Origin of the sequence: Billgrantia tianxiuensis, assembly GCF_009834345.1 — a bacterium.
In the GTDB taxonomy this organism is placed as follows: domain Bacteria; phylum Pseudomonadota; class Gammaproteobacteria; order Pseudomonadales; family Halomonadaceae; genus Halomonas; species Halomonas tianxiuensis.
In genome coordinates this window covers 663,661-685,053 of the sequence record NZ_CP035042.1, presented here as the reverse complement: position 1 = coordinate 685,053, position 21,393 = coordinate 663,661, and the positions used below count along the sequence as shown (strand labels likewise).

Below are 21,393 nucleotides of genomic sequence, written 5' to 3'. Positions count from 1 at the left end.
GCAACCGGAATCGCCCCCATGCGTGATATTCTTGACGAACTCTTCGACGTGCTGCGCCAGCGCCGCAGCGCCGACCCCACCGAATCCTACGTGGCCGCCTTGCACGACAAGGGGCTTAACAAGATACTCGAAAAGATCGGTGAGGAAGCCACGGAAACCCTGCTGGCCGCCAAGGATGCCGAAACCGGTGGCGAGGCCGAACGCAAGGCCCTGGTCGCCGAAACCGCCGACCTGTGGTTTCATAGCCTGGTGATGCTGTCGCATCTCGGACTCGACCACCGGGACGTGCTAGACGAGTTGGCCCGCCGTTTCGGAATCTCCGGGCACGAAGAGAAGGCCGCAAGGTCCAAGTGAAATTGGCTTCCGGATCCGCCGGAAACCCAACTCAGAGGTAACGCTTCATGTTAGGTGGCATCAGTATCTGGCAACTGCTGATCGTACTCGGCATCATCATCCTGATCTTCGGCACCAAGAAGCTGCGCAACGTCGGCTCCGACCTGGGCGGCGCGGTCAAGGGCTTCAAGCAGGCCGTCAACGAAGACGACGAGAAGAACAAGCCGCAAGCCAAGGTGACCCACGAGGAGCAGCAGCCCAATACCTATGACGTCCAGGCCGAGCAGAAGTCGGCGGACAAGGTCGAGGAACGGGAAGAGCGCAAGTAAGCCTCCATGTTTGATATCGGCTTCCTGGAACTGCTGATTCTCGGCATCGTGGGTCTGCTGGTACTCGGTCCGGAGCGCCTGCCCAAGGCGGCGCGCACGGCGGGACTGTGGATCGGCAAGATCAAGCGCACCGTCTCGAGCATGCAACGCGAGATCAACTCGCAGCTCGAGGCGGAGGAGCTGCGTCAGAAGCTCAAGGAGCAGCAGACCAAGCTCGACGAGAGCCTCAACAAGGCCAAGCGCGACGTCGAGAGCATCGCCCAGCCCTACTCGTCCTCGACACCGCACAAGGACGACGACGAGCGGCCCGATGCCGACCGGCGCCAGACCGACGACGAAGCGCCGTCGGCTTCCGCTCGCCTCGACGATGCCCTGGCCGAAGCCAGGGCCACGAGCCACGAGTCCTCCCCTTCCGACGATGACAAGGGCGCCGCTTCCCGATGAGCGACTCCGACGACAAGCAGGAACTTGGCCAGGCCCCTCTGATAGAACACCTGATCGAGCTGCGTTCGCGCCTGTTGCGCGCCGTGGTGGCGATCTTCGTGATCTTCCTGGGGCTCTACCCGTTCGCCAACGAGATCTACACCTTCGTGGCCCAACCGCTGATGGGCATGCTCCCGGAAGGCTCGCAGATGATCGCCACCGAGGTGGCCTCGCCGTTCCTGGCCCCCTTCAAGCTGACCCTGGTGGTGGCGGTGTTCGTCGCCATCCCCTACGTATTGCACCAGGCCTGGGCCTTCGTTGCGCCCGGACTCTACGACAACGAGAAGGCCCTAGCCCTGCCGCTGCTAGCCTCGAGCGTAGGGCTGTTCTATGCCGGCGCCGCCTTCGCCTACTACGTCGTCTTCCCGCTGCTGTTCCAGTTCTTCACCCAGACCGGGCCGGAGAACGTGGCGGTGATGACCGACATCAATCAGTACCTGAATTTCGTCCTCAAGCTGTTCTTCGCTTTCGGCGTGGCCTTCGAGATCCCCATCGCCACCTTCCTGCTGATCGCCTCCGGGGCCACCACGGTGGAGAGCCTGACCAAGAAACGCCCCTACATCATCCTGGGCTGTTTCGTCGTCGGCATGCTGCTGACCCCGCCCGACGTGATCTCCCAGAGCCTGCTCGCCATCCCCATGTACCTGCTCTACGAGGTCGGCATCCTGTTCGGTCGCCTGGTGCGGCGCAAGAAGCAACGGCCGGACCAGACCACCCCAGCCGAAGAGCGTGACGACACCTGAGCCACCATCAAGCAGGCGATGAACGTAAAGCGCCCCCGTCCGCCAGCGAACGGGGGCGCTGCGCATGCGAAGCGCGGCGTTACAGATCCATCAGCTCATCGATACGCTCTACCAGTTTGAAGATGCCAGTGGCGGCCTCACCGATGCGCGTGGCGAGCATGTAGGCCGGGGTGGTCACCACACGATTCTCGAAGTCGACCACGATATCTTCGACGCCACAGCTGCGATGCAGCCCCCCCATCGAGCTGATCGCACCGGCAACACCGGGATCGTGGCCGATGGTCACGGCAATGCCCGGACCCAGCAACTTGGGCACCAGCGCCGGCGCGATGCACATCAGCCCGATCGGCTTGCGCGCCTCATGAAAGGGCGCCACTGCCTCGACCAGTTCCGCCAGCGGCTCCATGTCACTGCCGGCTTCGGCGAAGTTGGACAGGTTCTTGGCCGCGCCGAAGCCACCGGGCAGGATCACCGCATCGAACTCATCGGCCTCGAGCTCCCCCAGCGGCGCTATGTTGCCCCGCGCCAGCCGCGCCGACTCCAGCAGCACGTTGCGCGTCTCGCCCTCGACCGCCTCGCCGTTGCGATGGTCGATCACGTGGTGCTGCATGATGTCCGGTGCAAAGCAGCGATAGCCGATGCCCAGTTGATCCAGACGCAGCAAGGTCAGGGTGGTCTCGTAGATCTCCGAACCATCCTGAACGCCGCAGCCCGACAGGATGACCGCCACTTGTTTGCTCATGCCTTTCTCCTTGTAGTAAGGCGCCTCGAATGAAGGGCTATGCCTCGAATCCCGAAGCCAACACTTTAGAGAGTCGTGCCGGGTGCGACAAGGCGCGGCTTTTCGCTTCGATCGGCACTGATATACTCGACACAATACACTTCGTTTGTCATCGAACCGTCATTCTTCCCAGGCACACTGCCGCCAACTGACGACATGGTGGAAGTGGCCACAGCCGGAGTAGAGCATCTTGAGTTTCATGACCACGCGCCAGTTCCCCGCCACACGCATGCGGCGCATGCGCCGCGACGATTTCTCGCGTCGCCTGATGCGGGAATCGACCCTGACCGCCGCCGACCTGATCTGGCCGGTGTTCGTTCTCGACGGCGAGAAACGTCGCGAGACCGTGCCCTCGATGCCCGGCGTAGAGCGGCTGTCGCTGGACCTGCTGATCGAAGAGGCCCGCGAAGCCCACGCGCTGGGCATTCCCGCCCTGGCCCTGTTCCCGGTGGTGGACCAGTCACTGAAGAGTGAGCTGGCCGAGGAGGCCTACAACGCCAGCGGCCTGGTCCAGCGCAGCGTACGTGCACTGAAGGCCGCGGTACCGGAGCTGGGCATCATGACCGATGTGGCGCTCGATCCGTACACCATCCACGGCCAGGACGGGATCATCGACGACAGCGGCTACGTGCTCAACGACCGCACCGTGGAGACGCTGCTCAAGCAGGCGCTGTCACACGCCGAGGCCGGGGCCGACATCGTCGCACCGTCGGACATGATGGATGGCCGCATCGGCGAGATCCGCCAGGTGCTCGAGCAGGAGCATCTCCACAACGTGCGCATCATGGCCTACAGCGCCAAGTACGCCTCGCGCTACTACGGCCCGTTCCGCGATGCGGTGGGCTCGGCAGCCAACCTCGGCAAGGCCGACAAGCGCACCTATCAGATGGACCCGGCCAACAGCGACGAGGCGCTCCACGAGGTGGCCCTGGACCTGGCCGAAGGCGCCGACATGGTGATGATCAAACCCGGCATGCCCTATCTGGACGTGGTGCGTCGGGTCAAGGACGAACTGCGGGTGCCCACTTATGCCTACCAGGTCAGCGGCGAGTACGCCATGCACATAGCCGCCTTCGACAACGGTTGGTTGGACCCCGACGAAGTGATGCTCGAGTCGCTGATGTGCTTCAAACGCGCCGGAGCCGACGGAATCCTGACCTATTTCGCCAAACGAGCGGCGACACTGCTCGCACCCTGACGGCGGAGCCCGACCGAGCGGGGCACTCTGCCGCTTAGCCACGAGAGAGCGCTATGGTAGATGTGCCCGGCCCTGCCGGCCCCCTTGCACCAACGGAAATCGAAACGCCTGGCGGCGGAGCCGACGAGACGACCCTCGAACCGGCCGCACCGCGCCTCAACCAGGGCCATGCCGGCGTCAAGCCCAAATCCCAGCCCGACTCCGTGGCCGACCTGGGCGACCCGACGCTCTACTTCAACCGCGAGCTCTCGCACCTGCAGTTCAACGTACGCGTGCTCGAGCAGGCTCTGGATGAGGCACATCCGCTGCTCAACCGGCTGATGTTCCTGCTGATCTTCTCGTCCAACCTGGACGAGTTCTTCGAGATCCGGGTCGCCGGCCTCAAGCATCAGGTCGCCTTGGGCGACGAAACCACAGGCGCCGACGGCCGCCTGCCGCGTCAACTGCTGGCCGAGATCTCCCAGGTCGTGCACGAGCAGGTCGATCGTCAGTACCAGATCCTCAACGAGGTTCTGATCCCTGCCCTCGAGGCCCAGAGGCTGCGCTTTCGCCGCCGCAACGAGTGGACCGAGGCACAGCAGGCCTGGATTCGCGCCTTCTTCGAGAGCGAGATCGTACCGGTAATCAGCCCGATCGGGTTGGACCCATCGCACCCTTTCCCGCGACTGGTCAACAAGAGCCTCAACTTCATCGTCGAGCTGGAAGGCAAGGATGCCTTCGGCCGCAAGGGCGGGCTGGCGATCCTCCCGGCACCGCGCTCGCTGCCGCGGGTCATCGCGCTACCCGGTGAACTCTGCGAGGCGGACTTCCAGGAGTTCGTGTTCCTGTCGTCGATGATCCACGCTCATGCTGCGGAGGTCTTCCCCGGCATGACGGTACGCGGCTGCTACCAGTTCCGCCTGACCCGCAACGCCGACCTCTCGATGGACCCCGAGGAGGTTTCCGACCTGGCTTCGGCGCTGCGCGGCGAGCTGCTGGCCAGGCGCTATGGCAGCGGCGTGCGACTGGAAGTCGCCGACAACTGCCCCGAGGAACTAGCCGCCTTCCTGCTCAAGCAGTTCGAGCTCGAACAGAGCGATCTATATCGCGTCAATGGCCCGGTGAACCTGACGCGCATGATCTCGGCGCTGGGCGATCTGGAGCGACCCGATCTGCGCTACCGCCCCTTCACGCCGGGGCTGCCCAAGGCGCTGCGCAAGAAAGCGAGCCTGTTCGAGGCCATCGCTGGCAGCGATATCCTGCTGCACCACCCCTTCCAGGCCTTCTCTCCGGTAGAAGATTTGCTCCGCGAGGCGGCCCGCGACCCCAACGTGCTGGCGATCAAGCAGACCCTCTACCGTACCGGGGCCGATTCAGCCATCGTCAACGCCTTGGTGGAAGCGGCAAGCAACGGCAAGGAGGTCACCGTGGTGATCGAGCTGCGTGCACGCTTCGACGAAGCCGACAACCTGGCGCTCGCCTCACGCCTGCAGGAGGCGGGAGCCATCGTCATCTATGGCGTCATGGCCTACAAGACCCATGCCAAGATGATGCACATCGTACGCCGCGAGCGGGGAAAACTGCGCCATTACGCCCATCTGGGCACTGGCAACTACCATGCTCGCACCGCCAGGCTGTACACCGACTACAGCCTGCTCACCGCCAATGCCGCGCTGTGCGCCGACGTGCACAAGGTATTCCAGCAGCTCTCGGGCATGGGTAGGGCACAACATATCGACAGGCTGCTGCATGCGCCCTTCACACTTCACGAGCGCCTAGTCGCCATGATCGAGCGCGAGGCCGAGCATGCCCGTCGCGGCCGCCGCGCCCAGCTGATCATCAAGTGCAACTCGCTGACCGAGCCGAAGCTGATCCAGGCGCTGTATCGGGCCTCCCAGGCCGGCGTCGAATGCGAGCTGATCATTCGCGGCATGTGCTGCCTGCGCCCCGGCGTGCCGGGAGTCTCGGAGAACATCCGCGTGCGCTCGATCATCGGCCGCTTTCTCGAGCACACCCGGGTCTTCCACTTCCACAATGACGGCAAGGAGGAAACCTGGTGCTCGAGCGCCGACTTCATGGCGCGCAACATGTTTCATCGGGTCGAGACCGCCTTCCCGCTCCTCGACCGCAAGCAGGCCGAACGAGTGCGCAAGGATCTCGAAACCTACCTGGTGGACAACTGCCAGAGCTGGCTGCTGCAGCCGGACGGTCGCTACCTGAAGCAGCAGCCGGGGAACAGCGCACCGATCAGCGCCCAGGAAACGCTGCTCTACGCCTACGCGACCAAGGTCTGAGCCAGGCTGAACGCTCGGGACGGCCTCTTCAGCTCTTGCGGAAAGCGGCCAGGTCATGGGGGTCGAACCCCTCGATCCGCTCAGGCAGCCCCCGTTCCTCGCGTAGGTGCCGGATCCTGGCACGCTCGCCGAGCAGTTCGCCGTCGTCGTCCAGGGTGCGGCCGTTGAGTTCGGCTAACTGCGCCATGCCCTGGTGATAGGCGGTCATCAGATGAAGGGCGACGCCGTTGCCCTGATCCATTTCACGACGCAGGGTGGCGAGGTAGCCGCTGAGCCGCGAGAGATGATGCTTTAGCTGCCACACGTAGCGCATCTCTCGCATCCATGGCCGCTCGCGCAGCACGGCGAAGGTCAGGCTGGTCGCCAGCAGGCCGAGAAAGACACCCAGGGCGTTGAGCCACAGGCTGGAGCCGAAGGTGGCGGTCAGCAGTTGGGCGAACAGCATGCCGAAGACGATCAGCTGTCCCGCCATGACGACGCTGATGATCCTCGCCTTGCGGCGATAGGTCTCGGGGTCGTGGTGTTCGAAGGTAAACGGCATGCGGGAGCTCCTGTAGCAGCGATGCCGGGATTATCCCGGCATCGCCACGGCGAGTACAGGCCTCCCGAGCCAGTTGTCCGGCTCAGCGCAGCCGCCCGGCGGCTTCCAGCAGCAGCGCCTCGGTCTCCTGCCAGCCCAGGCAGGGGTCGGTCACCGAGACGCCATGGCGCAGCGTGCCAGGAGCAAGTTCCTGGCGCCCTTCTTCCAGGTGACTCTCGAGCATCAGCCCCATCAGGGCCGTTTCGCCACGCAGGCGCTGCGCCACCACGTCACGCAACACCTCGGCCTGGCGCCGATGATCCTTGCACGCATTGGCATGGCTGCAGTCGACCATCAAGCGCGCGGGCAACCCGGCCCGTTCCAGCGTCCGGCGGGCCTCGCCGACCGAAACACTGTCGTGATTAGGGCCGTGGCGGCCTCCCCGCAGCACCACGTGAGCATGTCGATTGCCCGAGGTCTCACGCAGCGCCGGGCGGCCCTGGTCGTCGAGACCGAAGTGCTGGTGCGGATGCGCTGCCGCACGAATGGCGTCCACTGCAACCTGTACGTCGCCACTGGTGGCGTTCTTGAAACCCACCGCGGCCTCGAGACCACTAGCGAGTTCGCGATGCAGCTGCGATTCGGTGGTACGCGCACCGATGGCAACCCAGGCCAGCAAGTCATCGAGATAGGCGGCCAGCATCGGCTGCAGCACTTCGGTGGCCACCGGCAAGCCAAGCGTCGCGACTTCGTGCATCAAATGGCGCGACAGGTGCAGGCCGCGGGCCATGTCGCCGCTGCCGTCCAGGTCAGGGTCGTAGGCAAGTCCTTTCCAGCCTACCGTGGTACGCGGTTTCTCCACATAGACCCGCATGACCGGCAGCAGGCGATCACTTACCTGCGGCACCAACTCGGCCAGACGGTGAGCATACTCCAGGGCAGCCAGAGGGTCATGGATCGAGCAGGGCCCCACCACCACTAGCATGCGGTCGTCACGGCCGCTGACGATGTCCTGGATGGCGCGGCGCTGGCTGTGCAGGCGTTCGGCCACGAGGGGCGCCACAGGCAGTCGGCGACGCAGCTCGCCGGGCGTGGGTAGCGTCATTTCGACCCGGCTGGCACGGGAAATATCGAGATCGGCATGGTCATCGGCCAGGCGTTGGGCAAGAGATGCGGGGGCGTTCATGATAGTCAACTCCGTGAGGTCGGCAAACATCGTGTCGTCATGCCACCGGTCATCTCACGGTCGGAGGTGGCGCACTGGACCGACCGCGCGGCGCTAAATCGCCAGCCATAGTCCCAGCCGTAATAGGCGTGATGGGCGTAGGCGGCGAAAGTGGCGCGGCGTGCGGTCATGGCGCATCTCCTCTGGTTGATGGTATCGGGCGAACACCGGGCGACCAACGCAAAACCCCCGGTCGGGTTGCCGACCGGGGGTTTTATGGGAGGCAACCCGGTTAGGGTGTGCCTTCGCGGCTGTCCTCGCTCAGGACCCAGCCGCCGGCACACCGGAACTAAACCAATACCAATACTGGCCACCGAAGCCGGCGCCATGCGCAGCCACCGCACGCGGGGCGCGGTAGGACACAGCAAGGGGCAGGCTCAGTTTCGGTGTCATGGTCGTCTCCCGATGTTCTGGCTTCATCGTGCCGGATCGGCGCAGGCTTGGCAAGCGCCGCCTGTCAGCCGGCGATCACCTGATACCAGCCGATGGTCGCGGGCAAGGCAGTCATGCTGACCAGTACCATCAGGCCCAGCACGATCGACAGCAGTCCGCTGTCATCCTTGAAATTAGGGTCGTTCGCCATGGCAAAACCTCGTTATGAGTATCAGGGGGAAAGCTATTCTAACGGAGGTGGCGCCCGCCATCGACCGGCAAGGTGATTCCGGTCACGTAGCGGTTGTCGAGCAGGTAGCGCAGGCTCTGGTAGATCACACCCGGCCCCGGCACCATTCCCATGGCCGACTTGGCCTTGGCCTTCTCGACATAGTCCTCGTCGTCGCCCTCGCCTAGCATGATCAGCGCCGGTGCGATGGAATTGACCTGGATCCGGGGAGCGTACATGGCTGCGAACGAGAGCGTCAGGTTGGCCAGACCCGCCTTGGTGGCAGCGTAGGCCGCATGTTTCTTCGAACCTTTCTGCACCACGTAGTCGGTCATGTGCACAATGTCGCGCTGGGGCTCACCACACGCCTCGAGCAGCTCGCGGCAGTGCAGGTTGATCAGGTAGGGGGCCTGCATGTGGATGCGAAACAGCCGCTCGAAAGCAGCCCCGGCCTCGTCATCCTGGCTGTCCGGCGCCCAGTCGCTGGCGTTGTGCACGATGGCCCGCAACGAACCCGTTTCGTCCTTGAGCCTAGCGATGAAATCGAGAATTCCCGCCTCGCTGGAGAAATCCGCCTGCAGGGTGACGATGCCTCGGCTGCGCAGAGCCTCGAGCTCGGGGCGCTCGCGGCGATAACTGATGATCACCGGGTGCCCATCCTCGGCCAGGCGCTCGGCGCAGTGACGCCCCAGGCGCTGGGCACCCCCGGTGACCAGGATCGGCGAGGCGCTCACCGCGCACTCCCCCTGCGCAACACCCCGGCGGTGGGCACCAGCGGCTGGCGCGGTGCATAGGCGAAGACGTCGGAGAATACCCGGTTCGGCTCCAGACCCAGCGAGGCCAGTACGTCGACACAGGCATAGACCATGCCCGGCGAGCCGGAAAGATAGACATCGTAGCCACTGACGTCTTCGAGCCCGCTGGCCAATGCCTGGTCGATGCGGCCCAGGTGGCCCTGAATGCGCTCACCGGACACCGGCGGCTCCGGCACTGCCTCGGTGACCACATGGAAGCGCACGTTTTCGTGCTGCTCGGCCCACTGCCGCGGCAGGCTCTCGAGATAGAGATCACGCCGCTCGCGGGCGGCCCACCACAGCTCGATGGGTCGTTCAGGCGCCTCGTGCAGCGAGGCCTCGACGATCGCCTTCAACTGGGCGAAACCGGTACCGGCGGCAATCAACAGTAGCGGGCGCCGGCTAGTGGTATCCAGCACGCAGTCGCCGCCCGGCAGTCGCACCGTCAGATGGTGCGCCACCACGATCAGTTCGCGCAGCCGGGCGGAGTTCTCGCGCTCCGGCCAGTGCTGGATATGCAGTTCCAGCGTACCGTCACCGACATGCGCACTGGCAATGGAGAACGGCACCCAGGTCTCGTCGTCCAACTTGAGCTCGAGATACTGACCCGGCTCATGGGCCATGGCCTCGGCGCGCCCTTCCAGGCGTACGCGGAACACGTCGGGGGTCAGGTCCTCCACCGCCGTCACCTGGCAGCTCAGGGTCCTTGGGGTCATGCAGGCCTCTTGTCGTCAGGGTGTGGGGGCAGATGGATACCCAGCTCGTTCCAGCGCTCGCTGACGCGGGCCTTGACGGCCTCGTCCATGACGATGGGCGTGCCCCATTCACGATCGGTCTCGCCAGGCCACTTGGTGGTGGCGTCCAGCCCCATCTTCGAACCCAGCCCCGCCACCGGCGAGGCGAAGTCGAGGTAGTCGATGGGAGTATTCTCTACCATCACGGTATCCCGGGCCGGATCCATGCGGGTGGTAATGGCCCAGATCACGTCCTTCCAGTCGCGGGCGTCGACGTCGTCGTCGAGCACCACCACGAACTTGGTGTACATGAACTGCCGCAGGAAGCTCCATACGCCCATCATCACGCGCTTGGCGTGGCCCGGATACTGCTTCTTCATGGTCACCACCGCCATGCGGTAGGAGCAGCCCTCTGGCGGCAGGTAGAAGTCGACGATCTCGGGAAACTGCTTGCGCAGGATCGGTACGAACACTTCGTTGAGCGCGACGCCCAGGATCGCCGGCTCGTCGGGTGGCCGCCCGGTATAGGTCGAGTGGTAGATGGCGTCACGGCGCATGGTCATGCGCGTCACGGTGAACACCGGGAACTCGTCGACCTCGTTGTAATAACCGGTATGGTCGCCATAGGGGCCTTCCGGCGCCATGTCGTCGGGGTAGATGAAGCCCTCGAGGATGATCTCGGCGGAAGCCGGCACCTCGAGATCGGCGTGTCCGCACTTGACCAGCTCGGTGCGCGAGCCCCTCAAGAGCCCAGCGAAGGCGTACTCGGAGAGCGAGTCCGGCACCGGGGTTACCGCGCCGAGAATGGTAGCCGGGTCGGCGCCCAACGCCACCGCCACCGGGAAGGGTTCGCCAGGGTTCGTCTGCTGGAACTCCTGGAAATCCAGCGCGCCGCCGCGGTGCGACAGCCAGCGCATGATCAGGCGGTTCCTGGAAAGCTTCTGCTGGCGATAGATGCCCAGGTTCTGGCGCTTCTTGTGCGGCCCGCGTGTCACCACCAGCGGCCAGGTGACCAGCGGTGCGGCATCACCGGGCCAGCAGTGCTGGATCGGCAGGCGGTCGAGGTCGACGTCGTCGCCCTCGAGCACCACCTGCTGCACCGGGGCGCTGCGCACCGTCTTGGGCCCCATGCTCATCACCTGCTTGAAGATCGGCAGCTTGTCCCAGGCATCGCGAAAGCCCTTGGGCGGCTCGGGCTCCTTGAGGAAGGCGAGCAACTCGCCCACCTCGCGCAGCGCCTCCACGCTGTCCTGGCCCATGCCCATGGCGACCCGCTTCGGCGTGCCGAACAGGTTGCCGAGCAGCGGCATGTCATGCCCCTTGACGTTCTCGAACAGCAGCGCCGGGCCACCGGCGCGCAGGGTGCGGTCGCAGATCTCGGTAATCTCGAGATAGGGGTCCACCTCAGCAGAAACACGTATCAGCTCGCCCTGGGCTTCCAGAGCGGCGATGAAGTCGCGCAGGTCGTTGTACTTCATTCGATTTCCCGTTTCCGGAACGACGAAAGGGGCAGCATAGCATGCCGCCCCTTTGGGCACCGCTGGCCAACTCATCCTTACCCGCGGCCACTCCGCCGACAGGTCCCGGAGCGCCAGACCGTCGAGGAGGCGCTGTGAACCCATCCCTGGGCGCTACTTTTGCCATCCATGGCAAAAGACCTCCTCTTCGCCCTGTCCCCGGCGCCGCTAGCCTTAGCCTAGCAACCGAAGCCTAATAGCCCCGATCAACGACGCTTCATCGCCTCGAAGAATTCCAGGTTCGTCTTGGTATCTTTCAGGCGGTCGATAAGGAACTCGGTGGCCGCGGTATCTTCCATCGGGTTGAGCAGCTTGCGCAGGATCCACATGCGCTGCATCTCGTCCTCGGAGGCAATCAGGTCCTCGCGGCGGGTGCCGGAACGACGGATGTTGATTGCCGGATAAACGCGGCGCTCGGCGAGCTTCCGGTCCAGGTGGGCTTCCATGTTGCCGGTGCCCTTGAACTCCTCGAAGATCACCTCGTCCATCTTCGAGCCGGTGTCGACCAACGCGGTGGCGATGATGGTCAGGCTGCCGCCCTCTTCGATGTTACGCGCGGCACCGAAGAAGCGCTTGGGCTTCTCCAGGGCATGAGCGTCGACACCGCCGGTAAGCACCTTGCCGGAACTCGGCACCACGGTGTTGTAGGCGCGCGCCAGACGGGTGATGGAGTCGAGCAGGATCACCACGTCCTTCTTGTGTTCGACCAGGCGCTTGGCCTTCTCGATGACCATCTCGGCAACCTGCACGTGACGTGCCGGCGGCTCGTCGAAGGTCGAGGCGACCACCTCACCGCGCACGGTGCGCGACATCTCGGTCACTTCTTCCGGACGCTCGTCGATCAGCAGCACGATCAGGTGACACTCGGGTTGTTGCGCGTGATCGAGGTGGCAATGTTCTGCAGCATCAGCGTCTTGCCCGCCTTGGGCGGCGAGACGATCAGGCCGCGCTGGCCCTTGCCGATGGGAGCGGTGAGATCGATGATGCGCGCAGTGAGATCCTCGGTGGAGCCGTTGCCGATCTCCATGCGCAGCCGCTCTTGGGGGAACAGCGGCGTAAGGTTCTCGAACAGGATCTTGTGCTTGGCGTTTTCCGGCTTGTCAAAGTTGATCTGGCTGACCTTGAGCAGCGCGAAATAACGCTCGCCTTCCTTCGGCGGACGAATCTTGCCGGAGATCGAGTCGCCCTTGCGCAGGTTGAAGCGACGAATCTGCGACGGCGAGACATAGATGTCGTCGGGGCCGGCCAGGTATGAGCTGTCAGCACTGCGCAGGAAGCCGAAGCCGTCCTGGAGGATTTCGAGCACACCATCGCCGTAGATGTCCTCGCCGCTCTTGGCGTGCTTCTTGAGGATGGCGAAGATGATGTCCTGCTTGCGCGAGCGGGCCAGGTTGTCGATGCCCATCTCGCGGGCGATCTCCAGAAGGTCCGGCACGGATTTTTGCTTGAGTTCGGTAAGATTCATCGGTGTGTTCGGAAGTTGCTCATGTCAGCGTGGCGGCACGGCAGCCGTGGGAATGGTGCGGAAAGAACGGTAAGCCGCTTGGGTGCGTTCAGAGCCCGGAAGAGCTGCCGCTCAGGTGCGATGTCCGTCGCAATACGACCACTCAGCGCAGGAGTCGCCGGCACGGTATCGTGTTCGAGGGAGCAGCGCTTCTTGTCGCCTGAACTTATCGCCTGGTGCGTCTCAAGTGCCACCAAGGCTTTTGGCACATGACAACGAACGACAAGAAGGGGGCTGACTGACGACTTGATAATGACCGCGACGCGGACGTCGTGTCTCGGTCGGAAAGCATTCGGAACAGGCGAACGACCCGATGTTAGTCAAGGCCGGCGACGAACGCAACCCCGTCTATCGTTCCCTGAGCGATTGACACGATCCAGCCGTCACAGCACCCTTTAGCCATTCGCCATCAGGATGCCTCGATGACCTCACCCACGGAACGGCCCCAGCCCGCCGACGACACCGCCATTCTGCCTCAACCGCCAAGCCCCAAGCGCCTGGCCGCGATCGACCTGGGCTCCAATAGCTTTCACCTGCTGGTCGCCCATTATCAGGACGACCGCTTGCAGGTCGTGGCGCGGCGCGGCGAGAAGGTACAGCTGGCCGCCGGACTCGATGCCGAAGGCCAGCTCGAGGAAGCCGCCATGCAGCGGGCGCTCGACTGCCTGGCCCGCTTCGCCCCCTTCGTCGCCGACATTCCCCAGGGCCAGCTGCGCGTGGTGGGCACCAACGCCCTGCGCGACGCCCGTAACAGCCAGACGCTCATCGATCGCGCCGAATCCCTGCTGGGGCATCGCATCGAGATCATCGGTGGCCGCGAGGAGGCAAGACTGATCTATCTGGGGGCCGCCCACTCCCTGGCCGAGAACGGCCGCCGGCTGATCATCGACATCGGCGGCGGTTCCACCGAGTTCATCATCGGGGAGCGCTTCGAGCCATTGGCGCTGGAGAGCCTGCAGTTGGGCTGCGTGACCTATACCCGGCGCTTCTTCGAGGGCGGCGAGATCAGCGAGAAGCGCATGCGTCGCGCCGAACTGTCGGCCCGCTCGGAGCTGGCCAACATCCGCCGTCCCTATTGCCAGTTGGGCTGGGACGACCCGGTGGGTTCGAGCGGCACGATCAAGGCTGCCGCCTCGGTCATCGCCGCCGCCGGTGGTGCACCCGACGGCCTGGTGACCCGCGCAGGACTCACGCGAATACGCAGCGACCTGATCGCCTGCGGCCACCTCGACCGGGTGGCCCTGGAAGGACTCAAGACGGATCGCGCCAGAGTGTTTCCCGCCGGCGTAGCGATCCTCTGTGCCATCTTCGAGGCGTTCGACCTCGATCACCTGCGCTATGCCGATGGCGCCCTGCGTGAAGGCGTGCTCTACGACATGGTGGGCCGCAACAGTCCCGAGGACTCGCGCCTCAAGACGTTGGCATCGCTACAGCAGCGCCACGGCGTAGACATGCGCCAAGCCGAGAACGTGGCGCTCTCCGCGGCCCGGCTATTCGCCCAGGTGCGAACGGCCTGGGGGCTCGGTGACGATCAGGCACGCTTTCTCGAGTGGGCCGCACGCCTGCATGAGATCGGCCTGGCGATCTCCCACAGTCAGTTCCATCGCCACGGTGCGTATCTGCTGGAACATTCGGATCTGGCCGGCTTCTCGCGCCCCGAGCAGCGTCTGCTGGCGTTCCTGGTGCGTGCCCACCGGCGCAAGTTCCCGCTGCGGGAGTGGCGCGCCCTACCCGAGTCGCAGCAGCTTTGCCACGCTCGTCTGGCCCGCCTGCTGCGACTGGCGGTACTGCTCAACCACTCGCGCGGGGAACAACCCACCGAAACCCCGCGTCTCGAGGTCATCGACGGCGAGACGTTGCAGCTGACGCTGGCCGACGGGGAAAGCGACGAGGCGCTGCTGCATACCGATCTGGAGCAGGAAGCCGCTTACCAGAAGGCGGCCGGGTTCAGCCTGAACGTGACCTGAGCCGCCATTCGCAGCCGGCCCCGCAAGCACTCAAGCCGCCGGCTGCGCTCGCCAGCCGGCGGCCACCGCCAGCCAGCGTCCTTCCGGCAGCAGGAGCGCCGCCACCGGCTCCTCTTCATGCCAGGCCACGGCCAGGCGTTCGCGCGCCCAGGGCGGTACTCCGGCCTCCTGCAGCAGCCGCTTGAGATCCCTCGCGCCACGTCCCGCCAAGCGCAGACGCTCGCCGCCCCGGCGCGGCATTAGCACCAGCCGCACCGAGTGGCCGTCGGTGGGCGCCAATGCGACCGTCACGTTCCCCCAGGGCGTTGGCAACGGTTCCTCTCCCTGCCATTCGACCCGCCATTCGGCCGGCAACGCAGCAGTCCGGCGCTGGAGATAGAGCTTCCCACGCCATATTCGCGCCTCGACGTCGGCCCAGTCGACTCGCGCCTGGGCATCATCGCGCGCGTTGAGCTGGATCAGCAGGGTTTCAAGACGCGCCGAGGGTGGCGACGCCAACCCCAGCCGGCGGCAGGCATATCGCACCAGCGTGCGCTGTCGCGCTGGTGCGAGCGATGCAAGCTCCACTACCGGCAGGCAAGCCGGATCGTCGCCCAGCAGGGCGAGATCGCTCCCGACCAGCGCCTCGACCATTTCCTCCGTCTCGGCGGCGTACGCTGCGCTGCGTGCCAAGGCATCGGCCGCATGAGGCCAGCGAGACTGCAGCAGCGGCAATACACTGCGGCGCAGAAAGTTGCGATCGAGGGTTTCATCCGCGTTGGAGGGATCGTCAATCCAGCGCAAGCCGAGCCGCTCTGCCTCGGATTCGAGGGCGACCCGCGGAACGTCGAGCAGGGGACGCTCGAGCCGCCTGCCCTGCCACTCGCGCAGCCGGGGCATGGCCGCCAGGCCACGCGTGCCGCTGCCGCGCAGGGCGGCGAGCAGGAAGGTCTCGGCCTGATCGTCGCGGTGCTGGGCCAGCCACAGCGTCTCGCCCGGCACCACACGGCGGGCGAAAGCCGCGTAGCGCGCCTGCCGCGCCGCGCCTTCGAGCCCCAGCCCGGCGTCACGCTCGACCTTCACGCGCTCAACGAAGAGCGGTACCCCGAGGGGCGAGCAGAGCCGCCGGCAGTGGAGCTCGAAACCGTCGGCGGCGACCTGCAAGCCATGGTGAACGTGCAATGCATATAACGGTCGGGGATGGCGCCGACAGGCCGCGGCAACGAGCGTGAGCAGCAGGCTCGAATCCAGCCCGCCGGAGAGTGCCACCCAGACGACACGCCCCGGCGGGGTTTCCGCCAGGGCGTCATCGATCAAGGCTTGCAGCGATTCTTTCTTATGCTGGAGCGCCATAGCTCATCAGACGCTCGTAGCGTCTTTCAAGAAGAGCATCGGTCTCCATCGCTTCGAGCCGATCCAGGCTCGCCAGCAGCGATTCCTTGACCCGTTCGGCGGTAGTCTGGGGGTGACGATGGGCGCCACCCAGCGGCTCCTCGATCAAGGTATCGACGAAGCCCAGTTCCTTGAGCCGCTCGGCGGTGATGCCCATCGCCTGGGCAGCATCGGCCGCCTTCTCGGCGCTTTTCCACAGGATCGAGGCGCAGCCTTCGGGGGAGATCACCGAATAGGTGGAGTACTGCAGCATGGCCAGCTCGTCGCATACGCCGATTGCTAGCGCCCCGCCGGAGCCGCCCTCGCCCACCACGGTGGAGATGATCGGCGTCTTGAGCCGCGACATCACCGCCAGGTTGTAGGCGATGGCTTCGCTCTGGCCGCGCTCCTCGGCATCGATGCCGGGGTAGGCGCCCGGCGTGTCGATGAAGGTGAGCACTGGCATCTTGAAGCGCTCGGCCATTTCCATCAGGCGGCACGCCTTGCGATAGCCCTCGGGGCGCGGCATACCGAAGTTGCGCCGCACTTTCTCCTTCACCTCGCGCCCTTTCTGGTGGCCGATCACCATCACTGGGCGGCCTTCGAGACGGGCGACGCCGCCAACGATGGCAGGGTCGTCGGCGAAGCGACGGTCGCCGTGCAGCTCATCGAAGTCGGTGAAGACATGCTCTAGGTAGTCGAGTGTGTAGGGGCGCTGGGGATGGCGCGAAATCTGCGACACCTGCCAGGGCGTCAGGTCCTTGAAAATCGATTCGGTGAGCTTGCGACTCTTCTCCTCGAGGCGACTGATCTCGTCGCTGAGGTTGAGTTGGCTGTCGTTGCCGACCAGGCGCAGCTCTTCGATCTTGGCCTGGAGTTCGGCGATGGGCTGTTCGAAATCGAGGTAATTGGGATTCATAGTGGCTGGGCCGCCTTGTCATTGCTGTCGCCGGGGCATGATGAACGCTGTTCGTCCCGGAAGCCATAAAATCGAGTGTCGGGCATTATCGCACCCTCAACGCACGGCGCAAGGCGCGGAACAGCGGCTTTTCCGGCGACAGGTCTCTGCGGAGGCGCTGTGAACCCATCCTTGGGCGCTACTTTTGCCCTGCTTCGCTCTCGCATCCTGCTCCGCTTGCAGGACCGGGGCTGGCCATCCATGGCCAGCCCGTTCGGAGCAGTGCTCCTCACCCATGGCAAAAGACCTCCGCTGCGACCTGTCCCCGGCGCCGCTCGCAGCCGTTTAAGCCGTATGACCGAGCGCAGACACTTTTCGCAGGCCTTGGGAAGCGCTGAACAAATTGACGAGCGAGATGAAGCACAAGGCGCACGGAGCACAGGAACCGGAGCATATGGGGTATATGTGAGGATTCCGACCGGGCTGGCGCACCAGCACCGCGCAACGCAGTGATTCGCTCGCGCAGGCATTTGTGCAGTGTTTCCCTAGCGGTATTTGAGGCGCACACCATCCTGCCCCTCTACCTCGCGCAGCGCGATCAGCAGCTCGTCGCTGGGCGCCACGCGCCACTGCGCATCGAGCTCCATCCAGCCGGCAGCCTCGTCGTTGCGATAGCGCAGGCGTACCGGCAGGCCGCCATCGTCGCGGTGCGGCGTGAGGCTGGCACGCAGCGTGTCCACGAGGCGTCCGTTGACTCGGGTGCCGTCCAGCGACAGCTCCACCGCCTCGCCAAAGCGGGATCGAGCGGCCACCATCGGCGTGACCTCCTTGCCGCGCAGGCGCAGGCCACCGGAGAAGTCGTCGCTGGAGACTTCGCCCTCGACGATCAGCACCTGGTCGGCCTCGATCTGCCCGCGCAACTGGTCGAACAGCTCGCCGAACAGCGACGCCTCGATGCGCCCGGTGCGGTCGTCCAGGGTGATGAAAGCCATGGTGTCGCCACGCTTGGATTTCATGGTGCGCATCGCTACCACCAGGCCGGCCACGCGCTGCGGTTCGCGCGACGGCTTGAGATCGACGATACGGGTGGAGACGAAGCGGGCAAGCTCCTTCTCGTACTCGTCAATGGGGTGGCCGGTGAGGTAGAGCCCCAAGGTCTCCTTCTCGCCGGCCAGGCGCTCCTTGTCGGTCCACTCGCGAGCACGCCGATAGGTCTCGTAGGGGTCGCTCTCGGCCTCGTCATCGGCGAAGGCTTCGCCGAACATGTCCATCATGCCCAGGCTCTGGTTGGTCTGGGTCTGGGCGGCGGCGCGGATGGCATCGTCCAGGGCGGCGGCCAGCACCGCCCGGTTCGGCCCCAGGTTGTCCAGGGCGCCGGAGCGTATCAGCGCTTCCAGGGTACGCTTGTTCATGCGCTTGGGGTCGACCCGGCGACAGAAGTCGAACAGGTCGCTGAACGGACCATCGGCCTCGCGTGCCTCGACGATGGCGCCGATGGGCCCCTCGCCCACACCGCGAATGGCACCCAGGCCGTAGACCACGCGGCCCTCGGTATCGACGGTGAACTTGTAGGCGCCGATGTTGACGTCCGGCGGTGTCACGGTAAGACCGATGCGCCGCGACTCCTCGATCAGCGGCACCACCTTGTCGAGGTTGTCCATTTCGGTGGACATCACCGCGGCCATGAACGGGCCAGGGTAGTGCGTCTTGAGCCAGGCGGTCTGGTAGGAAACCAGGCCGTAGGCCGCCGAGTGCGACTTGTTGAAGCCGTAGCCGGCGAATTTCTCCACCAGGTCGAAGATGTTGCCGGCCAGCTCCTTGTCGATGCCGTTGGCGGCGCAGCCCTCCATGAAGCCGCTGCGCTGCTTGGCCATTTCCTCGGGCTTCTTCTTACCCATCGCCCGCCGCAGCATGTCGGCCTGGCCCAGCGTGTAGCCGGCCAGCACCTGGGCGATCTGCATCACCTGCTCCTGATAGAGGATGATGCCGTAGGTGGGCTCGAGCACCGGCTTGAGCCACTCGTGCTGGTAGTCCGGATGCGGATAGGAGATCTCCGCGCGACCGTGCTTACGGTTGATGAAGTCGTCCACCATGCCCGACTGCAGCGGCCCGGGACGGAACAGGGCCACCAGGGCGATCATGTCCTCCAGCGAGTCGGGCAGCAGGCGCTTGATCAGCTCCTTCATGCCACGCGATTCGAGCTGGAACACCGCCGTGGTCTCGGCACGCTTGAGCATTTCGAAGGTGGGACCGTCGTCGAGCGGGATGCTGTCGATGTCGAGCGGGCCCTCGCCCTTGGCCGCTCGCACCTTGTCGACCATCTCCAGCGCCCAGTCGATGATGGTCAGGGTGCGCAGGCCGAGGAAGTCGAACTTGACCAGTCCTGCCTCCTCGATGTCGTTCTTGTCGAACTGCACGACCAGTCCCGAGCCGCCCTCGTCGCACAGCAGCGGCGAGAAGTCGGTGAGCTTGGTGGGGGCGATCACCACGCCCCCGGCGTGCTTGCCGGTGCCGCGGGTGATGCCTTCGAGCTTGACCGCCATCTCCCAAATCTCGGCGGCCTCCTCATCGGCCTCGAGGAACTCCTTGAGCGCCGGCTCGGCCTCCAGCGCCTTGGCCAGGGTCATGCCCACCTCGAAGGGAATCAGCTTGGAAAGCTTGTCGCCCAGCGAGTAGGGCTTGCCCTGGGCGCGGGCCACGTCGCGCACCACCGCCTTGGCCGCCATGGTGCCGAAGGTGACGATCTGCGACACCGCATTTCGCCCGTAGCGATCGGCCACGTACTCGATCACCCGGTCGCGCTTCTCCATGCAGAAGTCGACGTCGAAGTCGGGCATCGAGACCCGCTCGGGGTTGAGGAAGCGCTCGAACAGCAGGTCATATTCCAGCGGGTCGAGATCGGTGATCTTTTGCGCGTAGGCCACCAGGGAGCCGGCCCCGGAGCCTCGTCCCGGCCCCACCGGCACGTCGTTCTCCTTGGCCCACTTGATGAAGTCCATCACGATCAGGAAGTAGCCGGGGAAGCCCATCTGGATGATGATGTCGAGTTCGAAATCAAGACGCTCGCGGTAGCGCTTGTCGATCTCGGCGTACTCAGCGCTGTCGCGCGGATACTTCTCGGGCGGATAGAGGAAGTCGAGGCGCTCGTCGAGGCCGTCGTGGGAGACCTTGCGGAAGAATTCATCCTGGGTCATGCCCTCGGGGATCTCGAACTCCGGCAGGAAGATCTCACCCAGGCGCACGTCGACGTTGCAGCGCGCGGCAATCATCACGCTGTTCTCGAGCGCCTCGGGGATGTCGGCGAACAGCTCGGCCATCTCCGCCGGACTCTTGAGGTACTGCTCTTCGGTGTACTTGCGCTCGCGGCGTGGGTCGTCCAGCGCCTTGCCCTCGCCGATGGCGACTCGCGTCTCGTGGGCCCAGAAGTCGTCGCGCTCGAGGAAGCGCACGTCATTGGTGGCTACCACCGGCGTATCGCTGGCCATGGCCAGCTCCACCGAGAGGTGCACGCACTCCTCTTCCAGTGGCCGCCCGGTGCGGGTCAGCTCGAGGTAGTAACGGTCCGGGAAGGCGGCTTTCCACTCCTCGAGCAGCACGCGTGCCTCGTCGCGATGGTCGGCCAGCAGGTGGCGGCCGATTTCGCCCTCGCGACCACCGGATAGGGCGATCAGTCCCTCGCTCTGCTCGAGCACCCAGGACTTCTCCAACAGGGCGCGCCCTTGCCGCTGCCCTTCTGTCCAGCCACGCGAGATCAGCTCGGTGAGGTTGCGATAACCGGTATCGTTCATCGCCAGCAGGGTTAGGCGGTAGGGATGCTCGTCATCGTAGGGATTGGTCAGCCACAGGTCGGTGCCGATGACCGGCTTGAGCCCGGCTCCCTGGGCACCGCGATAGAACTTGACCAAGCCGAACAGGTTGGCTTCGTCGGTTACGGCCAGTGCCGGCATGCCCTGCTCGGCGGCCGCCTTGAGCAGCGGCTTGAGCCGCACCAGGCCATCGACCAGGGAGTATTCGGTATGCACGCGGAGATGAACGAAAGGCGTGGTCATAAGAGGCTCGGGGCTAGGCGGTAAATGGTCGACACGTAAAACGGGCTGTTGATCCTGCGGTATGACTCAGCGTCCTGCTTCGCTCGGGCTGATC

18 protein-coding genes and 1 pseudogene are annotated in these 21,393 nt (G+C 65.0%); 7 read left to right on the top strand and 12 right to left on the bottom strand.

Going from position 1 to position 21,393, the window contains the following annotated elements; genetic code table 11:
• The first annotated feature begins 18 nt into the window (after nt 1-18).
• From EKK97_RS03150 to tatC, 4 genes are read left to right on the top strand one after another with little or no spacing between them, the layout of a single operon-like run.
• Nucleotides 19-354, top strand: a complete 336-nt coding sequence (locus tag EKK97_RS03150) for a phosphoribosyl-ATP diphosphatase (RefSeq protein ID WP_159548973.1) — start codon at nt 19-21, stop codon at nt 352-354.
• Nucleotides 355-401: 47 nt separating this feature from the next.
• On the top strand, nt 402-662 hold the full coding sequence (gene tatA, locus EKK97_RS03145) for a Sec-independent protein translocase subunit TatA (protein WP_159548970.1): 261 nt from the start codon (nt 402-404) through the stop codon (nt 660-662).
• Nucleotides 663-668: 6 nt separating this feature from the next.
• Nucleotides 669-1,106 (top strand): Sec-independent protein translocase protein TatB, encoded by a 438-nt coding sequence (gene tatB, locus EKK97_RS03140; protein ID WP_159548967.1) that lies wholly within the window; start codon nt 669-671, stop codon nt 1,104-1,106.
• Nucleotides 1,103-1,888 (top strand): twin-arginine translocase subunit TatC, encoded by a 786-nt coding sequence (gene tatC / locus EKK97_RS03135; RefSeq protein ID WP_159548964.1) that lies wholly within the window; start codon nt 1,103-1,105, stop codon nt 1,886-1,888. Before tatB ends, tatC begins: the two co-directional genes overlap by 4 nt.
• Nucleotides 1,889-1,967: 79 nt before the next feature.
• Here tatC and elbB read toward each other — a convergent pair whose 3' ends face one another.
• A complete protein-coding gene (elbB, locus tag EKK97_RS03130; protein WP_159548961.1) occupies nt 1,968-2,630 on the bottom strand; it encodes an isoprenoid biosynthesis glyoxalase ElbB in 663 nt (220 codons plus the stop codon).
• Between the two features lie 238 nt (nt 2,631-2,868).
• Between elbB and hemB the strand changes: the two genes are divergently transcribed.
• Nucleotides 2,869-3,867, top strand: coding sequence for a porphobilinogen synthase (gene hemB / locus EKK97_RS03125; RefSeq protein WP_422673557.1), 999 nt, complete (start codon nt 2,869-2,871; stop codon nt 3,865-3,867).
• 53 nt (nt 3,868-3,920) lie between these two features.
• Nucleotides 3,921-6,140 carry a polyphosphate kinase 1 gene (gene ppk1, locus EKK97_RS03120; protein ID WP_159548955.1) on the top strand — a complete coding sequence of 740 codons (2,220 nt, stop codon included), beginning with the start codon at nt 3,921-3,923 and terminating at the stop codon, nt 6,138-6,140.
• 28 nt (nt 6,141-6,168) lie between these two features.
• Here the strand turns inward: ppk1 and EKK97_RS03115 are convergent, their stop codons facing one another.
• The 8 genes and pseudogenes from EKK97_RS03115 to rho form a co-directional block, all read right to left on the bottom strand.
• Nucleotides 6,169-6,681: a DUF3087 family protein gene (locus EKK97_RS03115; RefSeq protein ID WP_159548952.1), complete on the bottom strand. Its 513-nt coding sequence runs from the start codon at nt 6,679-6,681 to the stop codon at nt 6,169-6,171.
• An 82-nt stretch (nt 6,682-6,763) separates the two neighbouring features.
• Complete coding sequence (locus tag EKK97_RS03110; RefSeq protein ID WP_201297000.1) at nt 6,764-7,846, bottom strand: 3-deoxy-7-phosphoheptulonate synthase; 1,083 nt, start codon at nt 7,844-7,846, stop codon at nt 6,764-6,766.
• Between the two features lie 5 nt (nt 7,847-7,851).
• Nucleotides 7,852-8,016, bottom strand: a complete 165-nt coding sequence (locus EKK97_RS23565; protein WP_201296999.1) for a hypothetical protein — start codon at nt 8,014-8,016, stop codon at nt 7,852-7,854.
• Between the two features lie 326 nt (nt 8,017-8,342).
• Entirely contained in the window at nt 8,343-8,468 is a 126-nt protein-coding gene (locus tag EKK97_RS25300) for a hypothetical protein (RefSeq protein WP_267964028.1), read from the bottom strand.
• A gap of 38 nt (nt 8,469-8,506) precedes the next feature.
• Nucleotides 8,507-9,220: a dihydromonapterin reductase gene (gene folM / locus EKK97_RS03105; protein WP_159548946.1), complete on the bottom strand. Its 714-nt coding sequence runs from the start codon at nt 9,218-9,220 to the stop codon at nt 8,507-8,509.
• Complete coding sequence (locus EKK97_RS03100) at nt 9,217-9,996, bottom strand: NAD(P)H-flavin reductase (RefSeq protein ID WP_159548943.1); 780 nt, start codon at nt 9,994-9,996, stop codon at nt 9,217-9,219. Before EKK97_RS03100 ends, folM begins: the two co-directional genes overlap by 4 nt.
• A complete protein-coding gene (gene ubiD / locus EKK97_RS03095; protein ID WP_159548940.1) occupies nt 9,993-11,492 on the bottom strand; it encodes a 4-hydroxy-3-polyprenylbenzoate decarboxylase in 1,500 nt (499 codons plus the stop codon). The genes EKK97_RS03100 and ubiD overlap by 4 nt, the downstream gene beginning before the upstream one ends.
• A 245-nt stretch (nt 11,493-11,737) precedes the next feature.
• Nucleotides 11,738-12,996: pseudogene (rho, locus tag EKK97_RS03090) on the bottom strand (transcription termination factor Rho).
• Between the two features lie 461 nt (nt 12,997-13,457).
• Here rho and ppx point away from each other — a divergent pair.
• Nucleotides 13,458-15,002 carry an exopolyphosphatase gene (gene ppx / locus EKK97_RS03085; RefSeq protein ID WP_159548937.1) on the top strand — a complete coding sequence of 515 codons (1,545 nt, stop codon included), beginning with the start codon at nt 13,458-13,460 and terminating at the stop codon, nt 15,000-15,002.
• Nucleotides 15,003-15,032: 30 nt separating this feature from the next.
• On the opposite strand, the gene tilS is transcribed toward ppx, so the two are convergent.
• The 3 genes from tilS to dnaE form a co-directional block, all read right to left on the bottom strand.
• Nucleotides 15,033-16,334 carry a tRNA lysidine(34) synthetase TilS gene (tilS, locus tag EKK97_RS03080; protein ID WP_159548934.1) on the bottom strand — a complete coding sequence of 434 codons (1,302 nt, stop codon included), beginning with the start codon at nt 16,332-16,334 and terminating at the stop codon, nt 15,033-15,035.
• Complete coding sequence (gene accA, locus EKK97_RS03075) at nt 16,318-17,271, bottom strand: acetyl-CoA carboxylase carboxyl transferase subunit alpha (RefSeq protein WP_159548931.1); 954 nt, start codon at nt 17,269-17,271, stop codon at nt 16,318-16,320. Before accA ends, tilS begins: the two co-directional genes overlap by 17 nt.
• Nucleotides 17,272-17,795: 524 nt before the next feature.
• Complete coding sequence (gene dnaE, locus EKK97_RS03070) at nt 17,796-21,299, bottom strand: DNA polymerase III subunit alpha (RefSeq protein WP_159548928.1); 3,504 nt, start codon at nt 21,297-21,299, stop codon at nt 17,796-17,798.
• Nucleotides 21,300-21,393: the final 94 nt, after the last annotated feature.